The sequence below is a fragment of the Burkholderia sp. AU6039 genome, from assembly GCF_002223365.1.
Lineage (GTDB): Bacteria > Pseudomonadota > Gammaproteobacteria > Burkholderiales > Burkholderiaceae > Burkholderia.
The window spans coordinates 446307-466546 of record NZ_NKFK01000007.1 but is presented as its reverse complement, the minus strand read 5'-3'; the positions used below and the strand labels follow the sequence as shown (position 1 = coordinate 466546).

Genomic DNA, 20240 nt, shown 5'->3' with positions numbered 1-20240 from the left:
GTCATTCCACCTGCGCGAGTTCGTCGCTGCTGACGCTGATCGCCGCATGCGCCATCGCGGCGATCACGGCCGCGTGCTGGTCGACCACGGGCAGCACGTTCGCGAAGTAGTAGCGCGCGCTTTTCAGCTTGCCGCGATAGAACGCGAGTTCGGCCGGCGTATCGGCGGTGTCCGGCGCGTCGAGCCGGCGCGCGGCGATCGTCGCCGATTCGAGCAGCACCCACGCCGACGTGACGACGCCGAACATCTCGAGAAAGCGCGTGTAGAACTGGCTGCTGCGGTGCGTGTGACCGTCCTGCACGTCGCGCGCGATGTCGTCGAGCGCGGTGGCGATCCGGTCGGCGCCGGTGCGCAGCGCATCGAACAGCGGGCGCAGCTCCGCATGCGTGCCGGTGTGATGCTGGCGCGCGAGGAACACGTCGAGTTCGTCGCGGTAGTACTGGATCAGCCGCGAATGGCGGCCGAAGCCGAGCTTGTCGCGCACGAGGTCCTGCGCCTGGATGTAGTTCGTGCCTTCCCAGATCGACAGGATCTTCACGTCGCGCGCGTTCTGCTCGACGGGGCTTGCATCGGTATAGCCGAGCCCGCCGTGCACCTGGATCGCGGTTTCGCAGATCCGCCATGCCTGGTCGGAGATGAACGCCTTGCAGATCGGCGTCAGCAGCAACTGCAGCTTGCGGTGGCGCTCGATCTCGGCCGGGTCGGCGTCGGGCGTCGCTTCGAGCATCGCCGCGCGCGTGGCGGTCGCGGCGAGCTTGCCGAGCAGGCCGCGGCAGCCGTCGACGCGGCTCTTCATGTCGACCAGCATGCGCTGCACGTCCGCGTGCTCGACGATCGCGACGCGGGCGGCATTGGTGTTCGACGCGCGTTCGATCGGCCGGCCCTGCAGCCGGCGGCCCGCATACTCGACCGCATGCAGGTACGCGCTCGACGCGACGCCGACGCCGAACATCCCGGTGCTCATCCGCGCCTGGTTCATCAGCGGCATCAGCTGCAGCAGGCCGATGTTGCGCCGGCCGCCGAGCAGCCAGCCTTTGGTCGTGCCGTTCGAACCGAACACCAGATGCGTGTTCGCGCAGCCCTTGAGCCCCATCTTGCGCGGCAGGCCGATGCAGTCGACATGGTTCGACTGCAGCTCGCCCGTTTCCTCGTCCGGCCAGAAGCGCGGCACGACGAGGCACGACAGCGAGAACGAGTCCGGCGACGCGGTGTCGATGCGGCCGAGCACGAAATACAGCGTGTTCTCGGTCAGCTCGTGCATGCCGGCCGAGATGTAGACCTTCTCGCCGTCGATCGCGTAGATGTCGCGTTCGAGCGGTGTCGCGCGCAGCGCGACCGCGGTGAGGTCGGTGCCGGCCTGCGGTTCGGTCGCGCAGAAGCAGGCATCCCAGCGGTACGCCTCGAGCGGTGCGATCAGCGCTTTCTGGTGCGGCGTGCCGTGCATCTGCAGCAGCTTGATCGCGGGGCGCGTGAAGCCGCCGTACGTCATGAACGACGGGTTCGCGCCCATGAACATCTCGTAGATCATCTGCGTGACGATCGGCGGCAGCCCGTGCGCGGTGCCGAACAGCGTGTTCGACCATTCGTCGCGAAAGCGCGCCCACAGCGCGTGGAAATGCGACGGAATGCGCACCTGACCGTCGTCGAGCAGCGTGCAGCCCTCGACGTCCGCCTGCTGGTAGCTGCGCCCGAGATCGAGCGCGAAATCGCGCGCGCGTTCGAGCAGCGCGTCGATCGATGCGCGGTCATGCGTGCCGTACAGGCCGTGTTCCGCCAGAAACCGCTTGTCGGCTTCGAACAGTTCCCACAGAAAGAAGCGCAGTTCGCGCAGGCTCACCTTGTAGGCGCTCATCACGCGTCTCCTTCGATATCGAGCGCGGCATCGAGGCCGCCGGCGAGGTCGACGACGGCCGCCGCCGCCGCGCCATGCAGTGCCGCATCCCACACGAGCACCGTGCGGCGTTCGCCTTCGTCGAGCGCGCCGGCGAGCCGGATCAGCGCGGCCGCCGATTCGGCCGACGACAGGTGGCCGGCGGCTTCATGCTGGATGCGGGCGGCGACCGGGATCGACGCGGCGTCGGCCACGCGCGCCGCGAAGCCGGGATCGAAGCCGGGCGGCACGCACCAGTCGATCTCACTGGCGCGCAGCCCGGCCAGGTCGAGCGCGCGGCGGATCGCACGCGCGGCGACCGGCGCGAGCGTGTCGCGCAACGTGCCGGGCGCGTCGGCCCACGGATCGGCGATCGACGGCCCGAATTCCATCGCGACGGACCGCACGCCGCCCCAGTCGGCCGGCTCGGGCGCCGGGCCCGCGCGCGACACGAGCAGCGCGGCGGCCGCGTCGCCGTAGCCGACCAGGTCGCCGAACTGGCGGAAGAACGGGTAGAGCCACTTGTCGCTGAGGATCACGAGCGCCTGGTCGCCTTCGTCAAGCAGCCCGTCGAGCAGCATCAGCGCCGAATACCAGCCGAGCGTGCCGTTCTGGCCGAGCGCGAACGGCGTCACGCGTTGCAGGCCCAGCTCGTACTGCATGCGGCCGACGACCGAGTCGCCGATCCCTTCGTTGAGCGCGCAGCTCGCGACGATCACGTGGGTCGTGCGGGCCAGCTGCCCGGAGCCGAGCTGGTCGCGCAGGTCGAGGGCCGCGTCGGCGGCGAGATCGGCGAGGCTGCGCCCGGGCGGCGCAACCCGCAGCGTGGGCCGGCCGCCCGGCGCGAGGCGCGTGCCTTCGTCGGGCGTCAACGCGCCCATTCCGCGCGGCCGGGCAAAGCGCGCCTGCGGCAGCAGCAGGTGCCGGTAGCCGGGATGGCGTTCCTGCGCCTGGATCGCGCTGAATACGACAGAGGGCGGCAGCACCACGACGCCTCCCGACAGGGCCAGCGTGCCGGGCTCGGCGATGCGGCGCGCGCCGAGGCAGGTTTCATCGAGCGTCGACAGGGTCATGCGGCGGTCTCCTCGTTCGTGGGCGCGAACGCGTCGCGATACTGGTTTTTCAGCGCGGGGCGGTCGATCTTGCCGTTCGGGTTGCGCGGCAACGCCGGCAGCGGCTCGACGACGAGCGGGCTCATGTAGGTCGGCAACGCGTCGCGGCAGGCGCGTGCGATGTCGGCGCGGCATGCTTCGGCGTCGAGCGTCGACACGACACACGCGGCGATCGCCTCGCCGAGCGATGCGTGCGGCACGCCGAATACCGCCGCCTCGCGGATGTGGGGCAGCGCGAACAGCACGTCCTCGACTTCGGTCGGGCTCACGCGATAGCCGGACGTCTTGATCATGTCGTCGCCGCGCGCGACGAAATACAGGTAGCCGTCCACATCGCGCCGCACGATGTCGCCGGACCACACGGCGACGTCGGCGCGCGGGATCTCGCCGTGCCGGCGCGGCAGCGGGCGAAAGCGCTGCGCGGTCAGCTCGGGCCGGTTCCAGTAGCCGAGCGTGACGAACGCGCCGCGATGCACGAGTTCGCCGGGTTCGTCGGCCGCGCATTCGCTGCCGTCCGCGCGCAGCACGAGGATCTCGGCGTTCGGCACCGCCTTGCCGATCGACGTCGGGCGCAGTGCCGCGTCGGCCGGGGGCAGGTAGGTCGAGCGGAATGCTTCGGTCAGCCCGTACATCAGGTACGGCGCGGCGTTCGTGAACACCGCCTGCAGGCGGTGCAGCAGCGGCGTCGCGAGATGGCCGCCGGTGTTCGCGAAGCGGCGGATCCGCGTGCGCGCCGTGTCGCTCCAGCCGGCGGACGCGAGCTGCATCCACAACGGCGGCACGCCGGTGATCGACGTCACGCCGAACGCGTCGCAATGGCGCGGCACTTCGGCCGGCTGCAGGAAGTCGAGCGGTGCGTAGCACGCGCCGGCGGCCAGCGCGGTCGTGAGCTGGCTCAGGCCCGCGTCGAAGCTGAGCGGCAGCACGCCGAGCACGACGTCGTCGTCGGCCAGCCCCTGGTACGCGGCGACGCTGAATGCGCCCGACACGAGGTTGCGATGCGACACGACCACGCCTTTCGGCTTGCCGGTCGAGCCGGACGTGTAGAGCAGCGCGGCCGGATCGTCGTCCACCGGCCGGCCGGCGGGAAGCGGAGCCGGTGTGTCGGTGCCGGGCGCGTGGATCGCGTCGGCCAGTTCCTCGATCAGCATCGCGCGTTCGCCGACGAGCGCGGCGAGCGCCGGCAGGCGTTTCAACCGCTGCGCGCCGGTCATGAACAGCGCCGCGCCGCTGTCGGCGACGATGTGTTCGATCTGCGCTTCCTTCAACTGCGGATTGACCGGCACGAAGATCGCGCCGAGCGCGTTGGCCGCGAGCATCGCGACCACGGTTTCGATGCGCTTCGGCGCGTAGATGGCGACGCGCTCGCCGGGCTGCACACCGCGCGACGCGAGCGCGGCGGCCGCGCGGCGGACCGCGCGTGCGAGCTGTTCGTAGGTCATCGTGCCGCCGCCGTCGGCATACGCGGGATGCTGCGGCCAGCGTGCGGCGCCGTGTTCGAGCAGGTCGGCGACGCTGATCAGGGCGTTCATGATCGGCTTCTCTCTCAGGTGGGTCTAGGCAGGCCGCACGTAGACGTGCGCGGCTTCGTGGGACAGGAAATGCGCCATCGAGTACGTGCGGTGATACGCGCCGCAGCGCGCGAATACGGCGATGTCGCCGACCTGCGGCGGCGCGCCCGTGTCGTCGCGGCCGATCACGTCCGCGCGGCTGCAGGTGCTGCCGACATAGATCGTCGGCACGCCGCGCTCCGGCGGGGCGGGCTTGTGGCGCACGAGCGACGGCGCGGCCAGCCGGCGCATCACCGATTCGGTCTGCGCCAGCAGGAACGCATGCGACAGCCCGCCGTCGCAGACGGCGATCGTGCGGTCCTGCCACGTCTTGACCGCGACGACGCGCGTCGCGAACACGCCCGCATCGGCGAAGATCGCGCGGCCCGATTCATGTGCGAGCGAGTACTGGCCGGCGAGCGGCGCGAGCGCAGTTGCATAGCGCTCGAACGCGGCATCGCCCGGATGATCGTCGGCAAAACCGCCGCCGAGGCTCAGCGACGCGAGCGGCGCGCCGTTGGCGGGCGCGAGATCGCGGGCGAGCGCCGCGAGCCGCTCGGGCAGCACGAGCGTGTCGGGCTGCGTCGCGTCCTGGCGGATGAACGAATGCGGGCCGGAGAACACGTGCAGCCCGGCCACCGGCAAACCGGCGGCGACGAGCGTGCGCACCGCGTCGTGCGCCTCGTTCGGCGTCATCCCGAAGTGGTCGTGCCACAGCGCGCGCGCATCATCGCCGGCCAGCGCGCCGGCATTCACGCGCAGCAGCACGGCGCCCGGCGTGCTGCCGCCGGCCGCCGCCTCGCGCGCCAGCGGCACGAAGCGCGCGACCGCGTCCGGGTTGTCGAGCACGAAATGGCAGCGCGACGCGAGCCCGGCGCGCATGAACATCTCGTCCATCGACGGGTTGTTCAGGTAGCGCGGCGTCTTGATCCGGCCGATCACCGCGTCGAGTTCGCCGCGGCTCGCGAGTTCGACGCCGTCCTCGTACGCATGCGCGCAGCGGGCGAGCATGTCCTGGTTCGGGTTCGCCTTCAACGACACGATCAGCCGCGTGCCGAGCCGCGCCTTCAGCGACCGGTAGCGCGCGATCGCGACCTCCGGCTCGTACACGTAGCAGGGCGTGCGCAGGTCGGCGATCCACGCGTGGTCGCCGGCGGGCGGAAGCGGGCGCTCAAGCGTCATGGCGGCCCACCGGATGGAGCGTGGCGGCCGCGTACGCGCCGCAGTTCGACTGCATCACGCCGAGCACGCGCTGGCCGCGCGCGACCGCGTCGAGCCCGACGTCGGCCAGGTTGATCGGGAAGTCCGAGCAGCACGCATGGCCGCGCGCATGGATGTTTTCCGCATAGAGCCGCTCGGCCGGCACGCGCATCGCGCGGCACAGCGCGTTCCAGCCGGGCAGGTCGGCGTTGTGCGGCAGCACGAGTTCGTACGCGTCGAGCGCGTACGGCTCGAGCGCGACCGCCGCGTCGATCGCCTTGCGGGTGTACGGCCACTCCATCATGATCAGGTCGGCCTCGTTCGCGGCGACGGTGTCCGAGCCGCGATGCCATTTCGCATGCGTCTCGATCGCGATGCCGCCGAGCCGGTTCTTCGTGCTGTTGCGCGCGATCAGCATCGCGGCCGCGCCGTCGCACTGCACGCCCGTCATCTGCCGCATCCGGTAATCCTCGCCGTACACGCGGTCGGACGACACGACGAGCGCCGCGTCGAGCTGCGGATAGCGGCGCATCAGCGCGCGCACCGTCTCGATGCCGGCCGCGACCGACACGCAGTTCAGCTGGGCGACCGAGCCGAGCCACAACGGTTCGATGCCGAGCTGCGCGGCCAGCTCGTGCGGCAGGCTGCGCGGCGCGGGCGGCACGCTGAACTGCTGCGTGTGCACGTGCACGATCGCGCCGATGTCGGACGGATGCACGCGCGCGGTGTCGAGCAGGCGGCCGGCCGCCGCGATCGCGAGATCGGTCTCGCTCGTGTCGAGCGCCATGTGGAAATAGCGGCTGCCCGAGTGCGCGATCGCCGCGGCCCGCTGCGCCGGGTAGTCGCGCTCGGCGGCCCAGGCCTCGATATCGACGGGCAGACCCGGCAGCTCGTAGGCCACCGCGTCGATGCCGATCCAGAAATCGCGTGACGCTTGGGAGGAGGTCGTCGTCATGGTTCAGTTGAGCGGCATCGCCGCGTAGTCGAGGACGTCGAGTTTTTCGAAGGTCGCCTGCACGGTCGGCGTGAGCAGGCCCATCTCGCGGATCGTCGGCACCAGGCGCCGGAAGATCGAGCGACGGATCGAGCTGGAGACCGGCGACTCGCGCACCATCGCGCTGCATTCGCGCTTCGACAGGCCCATCGGTTCCCAGATGTCGTCCGCGCACAGGTGCTCGTACAGCACGGCCGCGCCTTCGCAGACGAACTCCTCGCGCTCGCGCAGCTCGACCGCGCTCATCTCCGCATACACGCGGCACAGCGTGATCCGGCCGACCGCGAAGTGACGCGATTCATCGCGCTGGATCCGCACGAACAAGTCCTTGATGAACGGATCGGTGCTGTACGCGACGACGCTCTGGAAGATCGACAGCGCGATGCCCTCGACGAGCACCTGCATCCCGAGGTTCGTCATGTCGAGCGCGCTGCTCGTGATCGTGTCGTGCAGCAGCCCCTTCAGCGAGCGGCTCATCGGGTAGCTGACGTCGAGCTTCTCGTTCACGAGCTTCGCGTAGGCTTCGACGTGGCGCGCTTCGTCCATCATCTGCGCGGCCGCGCACAGCCGCGCGCTCAGGCCGTTCTCGGCCGACGCGAGCTTCGATGCGCAGATCAGCGCGGCCTGCTCGCCGTGCAGGATCTGCGACAGCAGCCAGCCCTGCGCGTGATGGCGCACCTCGCGCTTGTCGGTGTCCGAGAGCTTGCCCCACAGCTCGGTGCCGTAGATCAGCAGCGTCGGGTCGGGCATGCCGAGCGGGTTCGCCGGATCGAGATCGTGGCTCCAGTCGACATCGGTCGCGACGTCCCACTGCGCGGCCTTCGCCTTTTCGTACAAGCGGTTCAGCGCCTCTTCGCGCAGGGCGTAGTCGTTCGACATCAGGGCGTCGACGGGCATCGACCAGCGGATGTCGGCCGTGTCCTGCATTACGGTGAGCGTGTCAGTCATTTCAAGGTCTCCCCGGCCGCGCGGCGGCGCCGGAATGATGGGCGGAATCGGTAAGCGTCGTGGCGGCGGCGCGCGGCGCGGCCGGGTGCGGGTCGAGGCGGATCGCATACGCCGGCCATGCGCCGCGCAATTGCGCGTCGAAGGCGTCGGCGAGCCGCGCCGGCCAGATCGCGCAGCACACGCGGTTGTCGCCGGCGAACTCCGCGTCGCGCAGGATCCGGTCGCCGATCCACACGACGGGTGCGCCGCGCGCGGCATCGCGCAACGCTTCGTCGTACAGGTGCACGCCGAGCAGCACGTGCGGTGCGAGCAGTTCGGCCGGCAGCGCGCCGAAGTACGGCGCGCAGACTTCGATGAATACGCGTGCGTCCGGATGCACGGCGTCGCGGATGCGTGCCGTGATTTCGGCGAGGAATGCGAAGTACTGGACGTGGTCGAGCAACACGCGGCGCTCGCCGCCGAGTGCATCGCCCGTATGCACGGCGCCGGCGTCGTACACGTCGCCGGCGCTTTCCGCGAGCGCGGCGCGCGCATAGTCGGCGGGCGTGTCGAGCGGCATCCGGTACGCGCTCGCGGCAACCGCGACCGGCTGCCGCGCGTCGCGCTCGATCCGGTAGGTGAAGTGAACGGGTCGCACCATGTCACGCCTCGTCGTCGAGCGAGAACGTCGCGTCCGGCGCGAACGCGACGTCGGCGACCGCGTAATAGCCGTTCAGCGCGAGCGAGCAGACGGCCGCGCGGCGCGGCGTGTCGCCGTCGCGATGCGCGAGCAGCACCGATAGCCACGGATCGCTGCCGAACGCATGACCGAACTGCCCGTGACCGTCCGGCAGCAGCGGCGTCTTGCCGACCGACGCGAGCAGCGCACGGCGCGACGTCGCCGGAAAGAACGGCAGCGCCGCGTGCAAGCCGGGGCGGGCCGCGCAGAAGGTGCGGATGTCGCGGCCCAGCCGCACGACCGCGCTGGCCGGCGGCGCGGCCTCGGCCAGCACCGACGTCATGGACGGCGACGCTTCGCGGCCGACGTCGACGAGCAGCGTGCACACGCCGAAGCCCGAGCGGCCCCAGGCGGGGTTGCCGTGCCAGTACGTGTAGCCGTGCACGTCGATGTCGACGATCTGCAGCAGCAGCGTGCGCGGCCCGGTCTCGGCCGCGGTGGCGAGCGAGCGGCGCAATACGTAGCCCCAGCCCGCGCATTCGTACGAGCAGGTCATCCAGTCCGGCGTGTAGTCGTTCGCGCCGGCCAGTGCCTGCGCGAACACGCGATGCTGCGGCGAATCGTTCATCAGCAGCATCGACAGGATCGTCGAGCTGACCACGTAGTCGTCCGCGCCGACCGCGCCGCACAGCCGCTCGCGTTCGGCGCACGCGAGCGTGCCGATCGCGCGGGCCGTGTCGTCGAGCGGCCCGGCCGCGCCGTCGCGCGACGGCGCGACGCGCCGGTACGCGAGCGCCTGCACGGTCAGCGCGGTCGCCGGGGCCGGCTGGGCGGCGGGGGCCGCCGCGGTCGCAAGGGGCGCGAGCATCGTCGTGTCAGGCGGCGTGCTGCTGGCGGCGCAGTTGCGCGTCGAGCTGCTGCAGCGTCGTGTACTGCGTGATGTTCAGCGCTTCCGGGTCGATCGAACCGTAGAGCTGTTCGCAGAACACGATCAGCTCGACGATGTTCAGCGAATCGATGCCGAGTTCGCCGATGCCGGCGTCGGTGTCGACGGTCTCGACGTTGAGGATCTTCGCGACTTCGCGGGACAGGATGTCGAGCGCGTCGGCCGGAACGTTCTGGGTCGTCATGAGAGGAGCTCCTGATAATGAAGTGGGTTGATCGGGATCGATCGGCCTGTCGCGTGGGTCAACTGCCGGCTTCGCAGCGCAGGCTCTTGCGAAGCTCGTGATAACAACGGTACGAACTGCCTTCCATCTTCGAAAACGCCAGCAGGTCGCGCTGGTCGTCGAAAGTCGCCACCCTGCCGTCGCGCACGAGCGCGGTCAGGAATTCGTTCGACAGCAGCTTGATCGCGAGCACGCGCTGCACCTTGCCGAAGCTGTAGTGCGCGTCGTCGGTCTGGCTGCGTGCGGCGTGGGCGATGAACTGGTGGACGGCGCGCGCGTCGGCGTCGAGTTCGATGCGGCCCGTTTGCGCGAGCCAGCCGACGTGCGCCATCAGCGCGCGGACGAAGTAGGGGCGCACGACGGTCAGGTACTTGTTGAACACGGTCGGGCCGCCGATGCGCAGGCGATCCTCGGCATGGGCGCGCACCTGGCCGCTGACGTTCGCGAGCTGCAGGTTGCCGGCGAGGAACGGCGCGCCGCAGGTCGTGCGCTTCAGCTTGCGGTACTCGTCGGGCCACACGAGGTAGGCGGCCGGGAACATCACGCCCGGCAACCGCGCGGCGACTACCGCCATGCAGTCGCGATGCGCCTCGATGCCCCACACCTTGTCGACGGTGAGCGCGAGGCCGTTGTCGTCGCTGCGCACGACCGTGCGCCACGCGGCGAGCGTCGGGCCGCCGCCGTCGCTCATCAGGAATGCAAAGTTGTGGCCGCTGTCGATGCAGTCGCATGCGCGACGGTTCTGGTCGTCGGAGAAGAACAGCCCGAACATGATGCGGATGAACGCGCGCATGAACGGCTTGAACAGGTGATGGAATCCTTCGCGGCTGATCTGTTCGAGCAGCGCTTCGGTGAGCGGCGCTTCGTCGTGCCGCAGCGGCGTCGACGCGGACGAATCGGGCAGCACGTCCGGCGTGGCGGCCTGCAGCGCGATCACCATCTCGCTGTCGAGCAGCCGCACGGCAGCGGCTTCGACGAGCCGGGCCGCCGCGCGCGGCGGCGTGCCGAGCGACGCGATCATATCGAAGTGGCGCAGCACCGGATACGCGGCCTGGTCGGCCACGCGCAGCAGCAGCGGCGCGGGCGCGAGCGGGTCGGCGGACGAAGCGGGAGCGGAAAGCGTGGACATGGGGCAGGGTTCCTGTCAGAAGCGCACGCGCACGGCGGCGTCGATACGGGTGCCGAGACCGACCATCCGGTACTCGGAATTGCTGTCGGAGAACGCGCGGGTGACCGCGACGTCGACGCTCACGCGCTTGTTCACATCGGCGACGACCTGCGCGATCGCGAGCAGGCCCTTGTCCTGCGGCGAATAGACGCCGCGCAGCGAATATTCGACGCGGCCGATTTTCTTGCCGAGCCGCGCGAACAGGTAGTCGCGCAGGTTGCCGTCGACGCTCACGAAATCGGCCGTGCCGCCGAGGCCGCCCAGCGCCGCGCCGGGCGCGACGGGCAGCAGCGCGTTGTTCACGCGGACCGCGCTGACCATCTGGCGCCACTGGTTCGCGTCGTAGCGCGCCTCGTCGTGCGACCACTCGACGATCAGCGAGAAGTTGCCGGGCAGTGCGCTCTGCATGCCGACCGCGCTGCGCCACATGATCTGGCGATCGTTGCGGCGATCGACCGCGTCGTACGCGGCCGCGGAATCGAGCGGCGTGCCGTTCGCGATGAAGGCCGGCAATGGCCGTGTCGTGCCGCGTTCGAGCCACGCGCTCGCATAGACGGTGTTCGAGCGCGCGACGTCGAACGACAGCGTCGCGCCCGCGCCGCCGTGGCCCGCATGCCGGCCCGCGAGCAACGCGGCCGAGCCGCCCGACCAGTTGTACGCGCCGCGCACGAGCTGCGTCGCGCCCTGCACGTCGCGGTTGTCGACGTCGCTGCGCAGCGTGTGGTTCTCGCCGGCGATGAACTGCAGCGTGGTCTGTTCGCCGGCCCATTTCGCTTCGACGAGCGGCGTGCCTTCGACATCGCCGTAGCGGTCGTAGATGTCGGCCGTCGCGGCCCGCTTCTGGAAGAAGCCGAGCGGGAAGAACGCTTGCGACGTATCGAGCGGGTCGATCCGCTTGCCGGCCGTGAGCGTGATGCCGTTGTCGAACGCGTAGCGCACGCCGGCCTCGTTGAAGCGGGTGGCCTGCGCGCCGAGCGAGTGGTTGCTGGCCACGGCACGGGCGTTCATGAACAGGTTCTCGCCGTCGATGCGCGCGAGCAGGCCCGCTTCCTGCAGGTTGCGCGGCTGGTCGCCGATCAGGTTGCCTAGCAGCGCGTGCCCGTCCATGCTGTCGACGGTGCGTGCGTAAGCGATGCCGTTCAGCGTGCTCAACTGTTCCATCAGCGATTCTCCGTGCGCGAGCGTGCAGCCGAGCGCAAGCGGGACGGCGAGCGCGGCGGCGGGCCAGAGTCGGCCGGATGATGGACGGAGGCGGTCACGATGAGCGTCGACATGGGCGGCGTGGTCACTGACCATCGGCAAGCGTGTCGGGGTTGAACCAGCCCGACGGAATCTTGCGCGGCTGGCCGTCGAGGATGTCGACGACGCTCGCGCGCTGCTTTTCGATCTCGTTGCGATACGTGATCTTGCGGATCACCTTGCGCCCGTTCGCATCGACCGGCGCGGAGAAATCGGCGCTGCGGAACAGCAGGCCGCTCGCGAGGAAGAACTGCGCGCGCACCGGCACGTCGGTATCGGGCGTGACCCACAGCTTGATCGTCGGGTAGACGTTGTCGGGATCGGTCGCGGTCAGGTCGAGCTCGGTGGCCGGCTTGCCGGCGATCGTCGTCGCGCCCGGCGCGGCCGATGCGCGATAGCTGTCCGCCCAGTGCGTGCGCGTGATGTCGCTGATCACGACCTCGCCCTGCAGCCGCTGCATCCCGTTGATGCGCACCGCGCTGCGCGTGTTCGGCACGTAGAACCAGTGGCCGCGCGTCGTCGCGAGGTATTTCTGGCCGTCGTTCTCGCCGCTGCGCGTCAGCGCGAGCGTGTCGCCGTTGCCGCGCGTATAGACGAGGTAGCGCGTCGCGTCGCCGGACTGCCCGCCGACTTCGTTCGTGATCTGGATGTTCGTCTGCGTATCGGCGGCTGTGCTGCGGTATGCGTCGGCACGGGCGAGCATGGTCTGGGCCGTCGGGGCGTCGGCGGCATGCACGAGCGGCGCGCACGCGACGAGCGCGGCGGCCAGGTGGCGAATGCGAATCATGGGGCGAGTCCTTCGAGGATGTTGCGTTTGGCGAGGCCGAGCGTCGCGAGCAGCGCGGCGGCCACCCCGAGCACGACGAACGCGCCTTCGACGGCGGCCACGGCGGCCGGCGAGACCGTGAATGCGAGCAGGATCGACTTCACGCGGCCCGGCGGCGGCGGCAGGTGGATCTGCGCGTGATTGAGCGCGACCATCGTCAGCAGCGCCACCGCGATGCCGGCGGCCGCGCCGAGCAGGCCGAGGAAGGCGGTTTCCTGGATCAGCACGCCGCGCACCGTCGCGGCCGGCACGCCGAGCGCGCGCAGCGTCGAGATCTCGCGACGGCGCTCGACGATGCTCATCAGGATCCAGTTGCTCATCGACAGCAGGATGGTCAGGCAGAGAATCGCGCCGAACACCGAGAACTGGTTCTTGTACAGCGCGACGACCTGGTGATAGAGCGACACGAGCTGGTCCCAGGTCTTCACGTCGAGCGTCGGCAGCGCGGCGCGCAGCGTCGCGGCGGCGGCCGGTGTGTGCGCGGTGTCCGACAGGAACACCGCGAGGCGCGACGCGCGGTCGGTGCGCAGCAGCGCCTGGGCGGCCGTGAACGTCACGTTGACGATCCGCTCGTCGACGTCCTTGTTGCCGGTGCTCATCACGCCGACGATCTGCGCGTCGGTCGCGTTGATGCCGCCGTGCGCGGTCGACGCCATCAACTGCACGACCGAGCCGACGTGCACGCCGAGCTTGCGCGCGAGTTCCGCGCCGACGACGACTTCGGTGCCGGCATTCGTCGGCGACAGGTAGCGGCCCGACATCACCGTGTGATAGTCGAAGAAGCCGGGCGGCTCGCGGTTCGGCTCGAGGCCTTCGCCGACGAAGCCGTAACTGAGATCGCCGTTCGAGATCAGCCCGTCGAAGTCGATGCCGCGCGCGGTGGTCGCGACGCCGGGCAGTGCCGCGATCGCGTGCGTCGCGGTGGCCTGCTCGTCGGCGGTGAGCCCGTACTGCAGCGGCCGCTCGCCGATCAGGTCGAGATAGCCGTGGTGCAGCACCTGCACGTGGCCGACGCCGCTGTCGATCGACCCTTCGCGCACCGCGTCGAAAGTCGCGATCACGTAGCCGAGCGCGAGGCTCGACGCGAACGCGGCGACGCCGATCATCGCCATCGTCAGCACGGTGCGGCGCTTGTTGCGCCAGAGGTTACGCCACGCAAACGTCGACCAGTTCACGATTCACTCCCGGTACGCCGTCGCGCATCTCGATGCGGCGCGGCAGGTGCGCGCACAGACGATCGTCATGCGACGCAATCAGAAAGGCGGTGCCCAGCGTGCGGTTGGTGTCGAGGATCAGCTCGGCCACCGCCCGTGCGTTGGTGCTGTCGAGGCTGGCGGTCGGCTCGTCCGCGATCACGATCGCCGGCTCCTTGGCGAGCGCGCGGGCCAGCGCGACCCGCTGCTGCTCGCCGCCGGACAGCTCGCCCGGGCGATGGCGTTCGCGCGCGGCGAGCCCCACCGCGTCGAGCATCGCGCGGGCGCGCTCGCGCCGCGTGCGCGGCGTGCCCCATGCGAAGCAGCCGAGCTCGACGTTCTCGAGCGCGGACATCACCGGAATCAGGTTGAACTGCTGGAACACGAAGCCGATGCGCTCGCGGCGAATCCGTTCGAGCGTGTCCGGCGCATCGTCGATCCGGCGGCCTTCGAGCCAGCGTTCGCCGGTGCTCGGCACGTCGAGAAAGCCGGCCAGGTTGAGCAGCGTGCTCTTGCCGCTGCCCGACGGGCCGACGAGCGCGACGACGTCGCGCCGGCCGATCGAGATCGTCGCGCCGCGCACCGCGACGACGCGGCCCGCGCCCTCGTACACGCGCGAGACGTCGCGCAGTTCGAGCACCGGCGTGAGCGTGGCGGTCGTCATGCGTACGCTCCCTGGCCGGCTTCGGCGGCGGCCGTCGCGTGGATCACGGACAGCGCGCCGCTCGCATAGAGGTCGCGGCACTTCAGGCGCTGCAGCTTGCCGCTGGTCGTGCGCGGCAGCGAGCCGGGTTCGACGAAGCACAGATCCTGCGCGGCGAAGCCGATCCGTGACGCGAGCAGTTGCTGGCACTCGGCGCGCGTCTGCGGCGTCGCATCGACGGGCCGCGCCTCGATCGCGACGACCAGCCGCTCGGTGCCCGTCTCGGGATCGGGCAACCCGAACGCGATGCAGGTGCTCTTGCGCAGCGTGCGATGAGAGGCCAGCGCTTCCTCGATTTCATGCGGGAAGTAGTTGCTGCCGCGAATGATGATGACTTCCTTCTTGCGCCCGAGGATATGCAGCTGGCCGTCGGCGATATAGCCGATGTCGCCGGTGCGGAACCAGCCGTCGGCCGTCAGCGGCGCGGCGATCGAACCGTCGTCGGGATTCAGGTAGCCGAGCATCACCGACGTGCCGCGGATCGCGACTTCGCCGACCGCGCGATTCGCCAGCGCGTGGTCGCCGTCGTCGAGGATCCGGAACGCCATGCCCTCGATCGGCGTGCCCATCGCGAGCACGGTTTCGGTGTCGGTATCGGCGCCGTCGTTCGCGGCGGCCGGTTGCGCGTCGCGGCGCTCGATCAGCGCGCGACGGTCGAGCGTGTCGGCGATCACGTACGGCGCGCCGTCAACGGTGCCGTCGTGCCACGCACGATGCATCGATACCGCGAGCGTCGACTCGGCCATCCCGTAGCACGGCTGCAGCGCCGATGCCGCTAGACCGTACGGCGCGAACGTCGCGGCGAAGTCGCGCAGCGTCGCGTCGTCCACGCGTTCGCCGCCGATGAAGATGTTGCGGCACGCGGAAAGATCCACGCCTTCCATCGCGGCGGCATTGAAACGGCGCACGCAGTAGCGCAGCGCGAAGGTCGGCACCGACGTCGTCGTCGCGCGCACCGACGCGATGCGCTTCAACCAGCCGAGCGGATTACGAATGAAGCTGTTCGGCTGCATCATCAGCAGCGGCGCACGGTAATGCAGGTTCGACAGCAGCGTGAGCAGCCCCATGTCGTGATAGAGCGGCAGCCACGACGCGGTGCCGTCGCCGGCCGCAATGTCGAAACGCACCGACCCGCCGATGCCGAGCACGTTCGCGATCACGTTCTCGTGGCTGAGCACCGCGGCCTTCGGGTGCGACGTCGAGCCGGACGTGAGCTGGACATGATGCGGATCGCGGCCGTGCTTCGCGCTGATCAGCGCGCGGGCGCCGGCATCGGCGACGATCGACAGCGTGTCGAGATCGACGACGCGCGTGGACGAAGCGGGAAATGCGTCGTCGCGCCAGGCGGACGACTGCGCATCGGCAGCGATGACGAGGCGCGGCCGGTACAGCTCGCATGCCACGTCGATCACCTGCCGCCCGGTGGTGGCGCGGCGCGCGGGAACAGGCACGGTGCAGGGCAGTGCGCCCGTCATCACGCAGGCCATCATCGCGACCGCGTGCTCGACCGACGCGGGCAAGGCCAGCATCACCATGTCGTTCTCGCGCACGTCGAGTTCGCGCAGCGCGCCGGCCTGGCGAAACACTTCTTCCGCGAAGCGCCGGTACGTGATGCTCGCCTCGTTGCCGGCGTCGTCGACGAACGTCATGCGATGCATGGCGCCCGCGACGTCCTCGAGCGATTCGATGAGGCGATGAATGGTGGATGCGCACTTCGTCACGAGGATTCTCCCCTTGAGGAACACGGCCGCTCGCGCCACGGTGCCGGCGGCGCCGTTCGTCGAGTGAGGGGGATTCTTGCCGGATCGACATGACGCGACAAACGGAATATTTGCAGGCTATGCATGAGCAGCACGCATCCACTCGGCGCTGCCATGTGTATACGCGCGAGCCCGTGCGAGGTGAATGGTCGGTACGCATTCGACCGGTCGTCTAGTTCACGATGTGGTGCGCTCATGCGCGGGCGTCATGCAATGCGTTCGGAAAATTCGCTTGTCCGAAGCATCGACTCACAGAAGAATTGCAACCCGGCAGCGCGCCAGTGTCGCCGCGTCATCGTGCCGGGCAGGGTCCGGCCAAGGAGAGCATTTTGTCCGTCACCTCATCGCTTCTCGCCCGTCAGAAACCGGTTGCAGACATGAAGAGCCGCCCGAGCGGCGTCGTCTTCTCGCTGAAGCTCGCGGTCTACGTCGCACTCATCGCGCATGGCATGCTGTTCGCGCTGTCGACGGTCGTGGTCCTGAAGATCGTCGGCATCCTGCTGATCGGCGCGATGTACGCGCACGGGGTCGAGCTGCAGCACCAGGCGCTGCATTACCAGGGATTCAGGAGCAAGCGGCTCAACATGGTGTTCGGCGTGCTGCTCGGCATGCCGATGCTCGTGTCGTTTCATGCGTACCAGGACAGCCACCTGCGCCATCACCGGCTGCTCGGCACGCCCGAGAACAAGGAGTTCTTCGACTACGGCGACCAGTATGGCGCGCGCCCCGTCGTGAATCTCGGCCTGTGGGCGTGGCGGCTGTCGATGGCCGCGCACTATATCCAGTTCGCGAAGAACGTCGCGAAGCTCGTCGTGCCGGGCGCACGCTTCGGCGACAACCCGCTCGTGTCGCGCGCGATCCGCCGCGATCACCTGCTGATGGTCGCGACGATCGCGCTGCTGGCCGGCGTGTCGATCGCGCTGCACACGTGGTTCGTCGTGTGGGTGTGGGTCGTGCCGCTCGTGTTCGTGGCCGCGCCCGTGCATGCGCTGGTCGAGATGCCCGAGCATTACCGCTGCGACCTGACGAGCACCGATCCGTTCCGCAACACGCGGACGATCGAGAGCAATGCATTCATGACGTGGTTCACGAACGGCAACAACTATCACGTCGAGCACCACATGATGCCGAACCTGCCGATCGAGCGGCTGCACGATCTGCATGGCGCGATCGGGCCGCGCATCCGCTATTACCACCGCACCTACCGGCAGTTTTATTACGCGCTGCTGCGCGGCAGGCTGTCGCCGCGCACGGTGGACGACGACGCGGACGACCGCGCACCCGACGCCGAAGCGGCGGCGCCGGCGTCCACGCAATCGGCATGACCGGGCCGGTGCCGGGCCCGAATGCCTTTCAACGACGGTGACGACGATGCTCTATCCGGAACTTTTCAGGTCGCTGGAAGCGGTGCGCTGGGACATGGAGACGGACATTCCGTGGGACCGCTTCGACGCGGCGCTGCTCACCGACGAGCAGGCCGAGACGATCAGGATGAACGCGATCACCGAATGGTCGGCGCTGCCCGCGACGGAAATGTTCCTGCGCGACAACCGGCACGACAGCGACTTTTCCGCGTTCATGAGCGTGTGGTTCTTCGAAGAGCAGAAGCATTCGCTCGTGCTGATGGAATACCTGCGCCGCTTCAAGCCGGAAAGGGTGCCGACCGAAGCGGAACTGCACGCGGTGCGCTTCGAATTCGACCCGGCGCCGCCGCTCGAGACGCTGATGCTGCACTTCTGCGGCGAGATCCGCCTGAACCACTGGTACCGCTGCGCGGCCGACTGGCACACCGAGCCGGTCATCAAGCAGATCTACGAAACGATCTCGCGCGATGAAGCACGCCACGGCGGCGCGTACCTGCGCTATATGAAGAAGGCGCTGAACGACTGTGGGGACGTCGCGCGTGCCGCGTTCGCGAAGATCGGCGTGCTGATGGCGTCGGCGCGCCGCACTGAAAAGCCGCTGCACCCGACCAACCTGCACGTGAACCAGGCGCTGTTCCCGCGCGACACCGTGCAGTCGCGCCTGCCCGATCCGGAATGGCTCGAGCGCTGGCTCGACGAGCAGATCCGCTTCGATGGCGAATGGGAAAAGAAGGTGGTCGAGCGGATCCTGCACAACCTGTCGATCCTGTTCGAGCGCCCGTTCGCGACCGCGCAGGAGCTGAACCGCTATCGCCGCGAAGTGACTGCGCGAACGCCCCGTGTGACGGACGGCGTGGTGGACGCGGTATAGCGGCGCGCATCCCGTCCGGTAAAGGGCGGAACCGATTCCGGACGAATAGGTGGCGTCATGCACGCGGGTTGCCGTTTCCGGGCGGCGGAATATTCATTGCCGGACATAATAGGTTCATCAATTTACGGCAATTGAATGGTGCAATTCAATTTCATGCGTTTAGTATGTTTTTATAAACATGAAATAACGGATTTAAATGGTATTCCGCGTGTAGGTTGAGGTGTGGTTTCTTTTCGTAATACGGTAAATGAATAAAATCGTTTGGTGATTGAAATTGAATTGTAGGTGCGCGGACGTGCGTCTGCTGTGGCATCTGTATCGCCGTCATGATGTCGATTTGCGCCTGTAATATGCTGTTTTTACGCGATTTCGTCGGTCGTTCTTCGCGTCATTCTGGCCGCTTATTGATTTACAAAATCACTACTTGATAATGGTAATGTAAGAATATCTGGCCGATGAAAATCGATAGATAAATACGAGTGTCACGATTGAAAATAAGAATGATCCGCATCCATGCTTCAATATAAAATCGTTTCCGAATCCAAAAAGGAGAAACGAGTCAGGGAGACGAACGGCGACTTGCCTGTCGGTGGGTGCAACTTTGAGGCGGCGGTATGGCTAATGTGAGATTGGCAAAGCGATTGAGAAGTATGCCTTCGCTGGATTTCCTGAGAGGCTTCGAATGCGCGGCGCGTCATTTGAGCTTTACGCGTGCCGGGCAGGAACTGAACGTCACGCAATCCGCCGTGAGTCGGCAGGTCAAGGCGCTCGAGGAGCAGCTCCGGATCGAGCTCTTTCACCGGCACATACGTTCCCTGACGCTGACCGACAAGGGGCGCGAGCTGTACGACGCGATCTCGTTCGCGTTGTCCGACCTGGAATCGGTGATCGGCAAGCTGTCGTCGAGCGTGGGCCAGCGCGCGATCTCGTTGTCGACCACCGTTTCGTTCGCGGCGCTGTGGCTGATTCCGCGCCTCGGTTCGTTCCGCGCCAGCTACCCCGACATCGACGTACGCGTATCCGCCACGAGCGAAATTGAAGATCTTAAACGCAAACGTTTGCACCTGGCCGTGCGATATGCCGGGCCGTATACGTCGACGGACGAGACGGACGTGCTGTTTCGCGAGCATGTCGTGGCGGTCTGCAGCCCGAGCCTGATGCCGGCACCGGGCGACGTCGCGTCGATGAAGCCGGAGGATCTCGACAAGCACGTGCTGCTGCATCTCGACGATCCGCGCGGCGAGTGGCCGTGGCACGGATGGAGCCATCTGCTGAAGGAGCTCGGCGTGCCGCGCCTGCGGCCCGCCGGCGCGCTGCATTTCAGCCAGTACGACCAGCTGGTGCAGGCCGCGGTCGACGGGCACGGCATCGCGATCGGGCGGCGGCCGCTGGTCGACGGGCTGCTGAAGCAGGGCCGGCTCGTCGAGCTGTTCCCGCACTGCACGGTCGCATCGGGCAGCTACGTGCTGGTGCAGAACCCGGATGCATGCAACGAGTTCGATATCGCGGTGCTGACCAACTGGCTGCTCGAGCAGGCGAGTCATCCGCTCGCGTCGGACCAGGAAACGGCCGGCAGCAACGTGGTGCCGATGTATCGCGTCGGATAGGACGGTCG

At 68.4% G+C, this 20240-nt stretch carries 18 protein-coding genes; 3 read left to right on the top strand and 15 right to left on the bottom strand.

All coding sequences use genetic code 11. The annotated features are described in order from the left end of the window. Position 1 precedes the first annotated feature (1 nt). Genes CFB39_RS34295 through CFB39_RS34225 form a run of 15 tightly spaced genes read right to left on the bottom strand, consistent with a single transcriptional unit; the run spans position 2 to position 16351 of the window. Positions 2 to 1852, bottom strand: coding sequence for an acyl-CoA dehydrogenase (locus CFB39_RS34295; RefSeq protein ID WP_179257779.1), 1851 nt, complete (start codon positions 1850 to 1852; stop codon positions 2 to 4). Beyond that, positions 1852 to 2943 (bottom strand): hypothetical protein, encoded by a 1092-nt coding sequence (locus CFB39_RS34290; protein WP_089476292.1) that lies wholly within the window; start codon positions 2941 to 2943, stop codon positions 1852 to 1854. Before CFB39_RS34290 ends, CFB39_RS34295 begins: the two co-directional genes overlap by 1 nt. Further along, positions 2940 to 4514 carry an acyl-CoA ligase (AMP-forming), exosortase A system-associated gene (locus CFB39_RS34285; protein ID WP_089476291.1) on the bottom strand — a complete coding sequence of 525 codons (1575 nt, stop codon included), beginning with the start codon at positions 4512 to 4514 and terminating at the stop codon, positions 2940 to 2942. The genes CFB39_RS34290 and CFB39_RS34285 overlap by 4 nt, the downstream gene beginning before the upstream one ends. Positions 4515 to 4538: 24 nt before the next feature. Next, positions 4539 to 5714, bottom strand: coding sequence for a PLP-dependent decarboxylase (locus CFB39_RS34280; RefSeq protein WP_089476290.1), 1176 nt, complete (start codon positions 5712 to 5714; stop codon positions 4539 to 4541). Beyond that, positions 5704 to 6687 (bottom strand): ketoacyl-ACP synthase III family protein, encoded by a 984-nt coding sequence (locus CFB39_RS34275; protein WP_089433807.1) that lies wholly within the window; start codon positions 6685 to 6687, stop codon positions 5704 to 5706. The genes CFB39_RS34280 and CFB39_RS34275 overlap by 11 nt, the downstream gene beginning before the upstream one ends. A 3-nt stretch (positions 6688 to 6690) precedes the next feature. Next, entirely contained in the window at positions 6691 to 7674 is a 984-nt protein-coding gene (locus tag CFB39_RS34270; RefSeq protein ID WP_046547055.1) for a ferritin-like domain-containing protein, read from the bottom strand. A 1-nt stretch (position 7675) separates the two neighbouring features. Then, positions 7676 to 8314 carry a hypothetical protein gene (locus CFB39_RS34265; protein ID WP_089476289.1) on the bottom strand — a complete coding sequence of 213 codons (639 nt, stop codon included), beginning with the start codon at positions 8312 to 8314 and terminating at the stop codon, positions 7676 to 7678. Position 8315: 1 nt separating this feature from the next. Beyond that, the gene (locus CFB39_RS34260; RefSeq protein ID WP_089476288.1) at positions 8316 to 9200 is read right to left on the bottom strand and encodes a hypothetical protein; all 885 of its coding nucleotides are present in this window, start codon (positions 9198 to 9200) and stop codon (positions 8316 to 8318) included. A 7-nt stretch (positions 9201 to 9207) separates the two neighbouring features. After that, positions 9208 to 9462: an acyl carrier protein gene (locus CFB39_RS34255; protein WP_011350104.1), complete on the bottom strand. Its 255-nt coding sequence runs from the start codon at positions 9460 to 9462 to the stop codon at positions 9208 to 9210. A 58-nt stretch (positions 9463 to 9520) separates the two neighbouring features. Beyond that, a complete protein-coding gene (locus CFB39_RS34250) occupies positions 9521 to 10630 on the bottom strand; it encodes a hypothetical protein (protein ID WP_089476287.1) in 1110 nt (369 codons plus the stop codon). Positions 10631 to 10645: 15 nt separating this feature from the next. Continuing rightward, a complete protein-coding gene (locus CFB39_RS34245; RefSeq protein ID WP_089476286.1) occupies positions 10646 to 11965 on the bottom strand; it encodes a hypothetical protein in 1320 nt (439 codons plus the stop codon). After that, entirely contained in the window at positions 11955 to 12695 is a 741-nt protein-coding gene (locus CFB39_RS34240; RefSeq protein ID WP_089444416.1) for an outer membrane lipoprotein-sorting protein, read from the bottom strand. Before CFB39_RS34240 ends, CFB39_RS34245 begins: the two co-directional genes overlap by 11 nt. Further along, positions 12692 to 13909, bottom strand: a complete 1218-nt coding sequence (locus CFB39_RS34235; RefSeq protein WP_089476285.1) for an ABC transporter permease — start codon at positions 13907 to 13909, stop codon at positions 12692 to 12694. Before CFB39_RS34235 ends, CFB39_RS34240 begins: the two co-directional genes overlap by 4 nt. Then, the gene (locus CFB39_RS34230; RefSeq protein WP_089476284.1) at positions 13881 to 14591 is read right to left on the bottom strand and encodes an ABC transporter ATP-binding protein; all 711 of its coding nucleotides are present in this window, start codon (positions 14589 to 14591) and stop codon (positions 13881 to 13883) included. The genes CFB39_RS34235 and CFB39_RS34230 overlap by 29 nt, the downstream gene beginning before the upstream one ends. After that, positions 14588 to 16351, bottom strand: a complete 1764-nt coding sequence (locus tag CFB39_RS34225) for a fatty acyl-AMP ligase (protein ID WP_256991520.1) — start codon at positions 16349 to 16351, stop codon at positions 14588 to 14590. Before CFB39_RS34225 ends, CFB39_RS34230 begins: the two co-directional genes overlap by 4 nt. Before the next feature lie 416 nt (positions 16352 to 16767). Here CFB39_RS34225 and CFB39_RS34215 point away from each other — a divergent pair, with 416 nt between their 5' ends. The 3 genes from CFB39_RS34215 (at position 16768) to CFB39_RS34205 (ending at position 20232) form a co-directional block, all read left to right on the top strand. Further along, positions 16768 to 17715, top strand: a complete 948-nt coding sequence (locus CFB39_RS34215) for a fatty acid desaturase (RefSeq protein WP_089476282.1) — start codon at positions 16768 to 16770, stop codon at positions 17713 to 17715. A 37-nt stretch (positions 17716 to 17752) separates the two neighbouring features. Further along, a complete protein-coding gene (locus tag CFB39_RS34210; RefSeq protein ID WP_089476281.1) occupies positions 17753 to 18625 on the top strand; it encodes a ferritin in 873 nt (290 codons plus the stop codon). A 614-nt stretch (positions 18626 to 19239) separates the two neighbouring features. Continuing rightward, positions 19240 to 20232, top strand: coding sequence for a LysR substrate-binding domain-containing protein (locus CFB39_RS34205; RefSeq protein ID WP_089476280.1), 993 nt, complete (start codon positions 19240 to 19242; stop codon positions 20230 to 20232). Positions 20233 to 20240 lie beyond the last annotated feature (8 nt).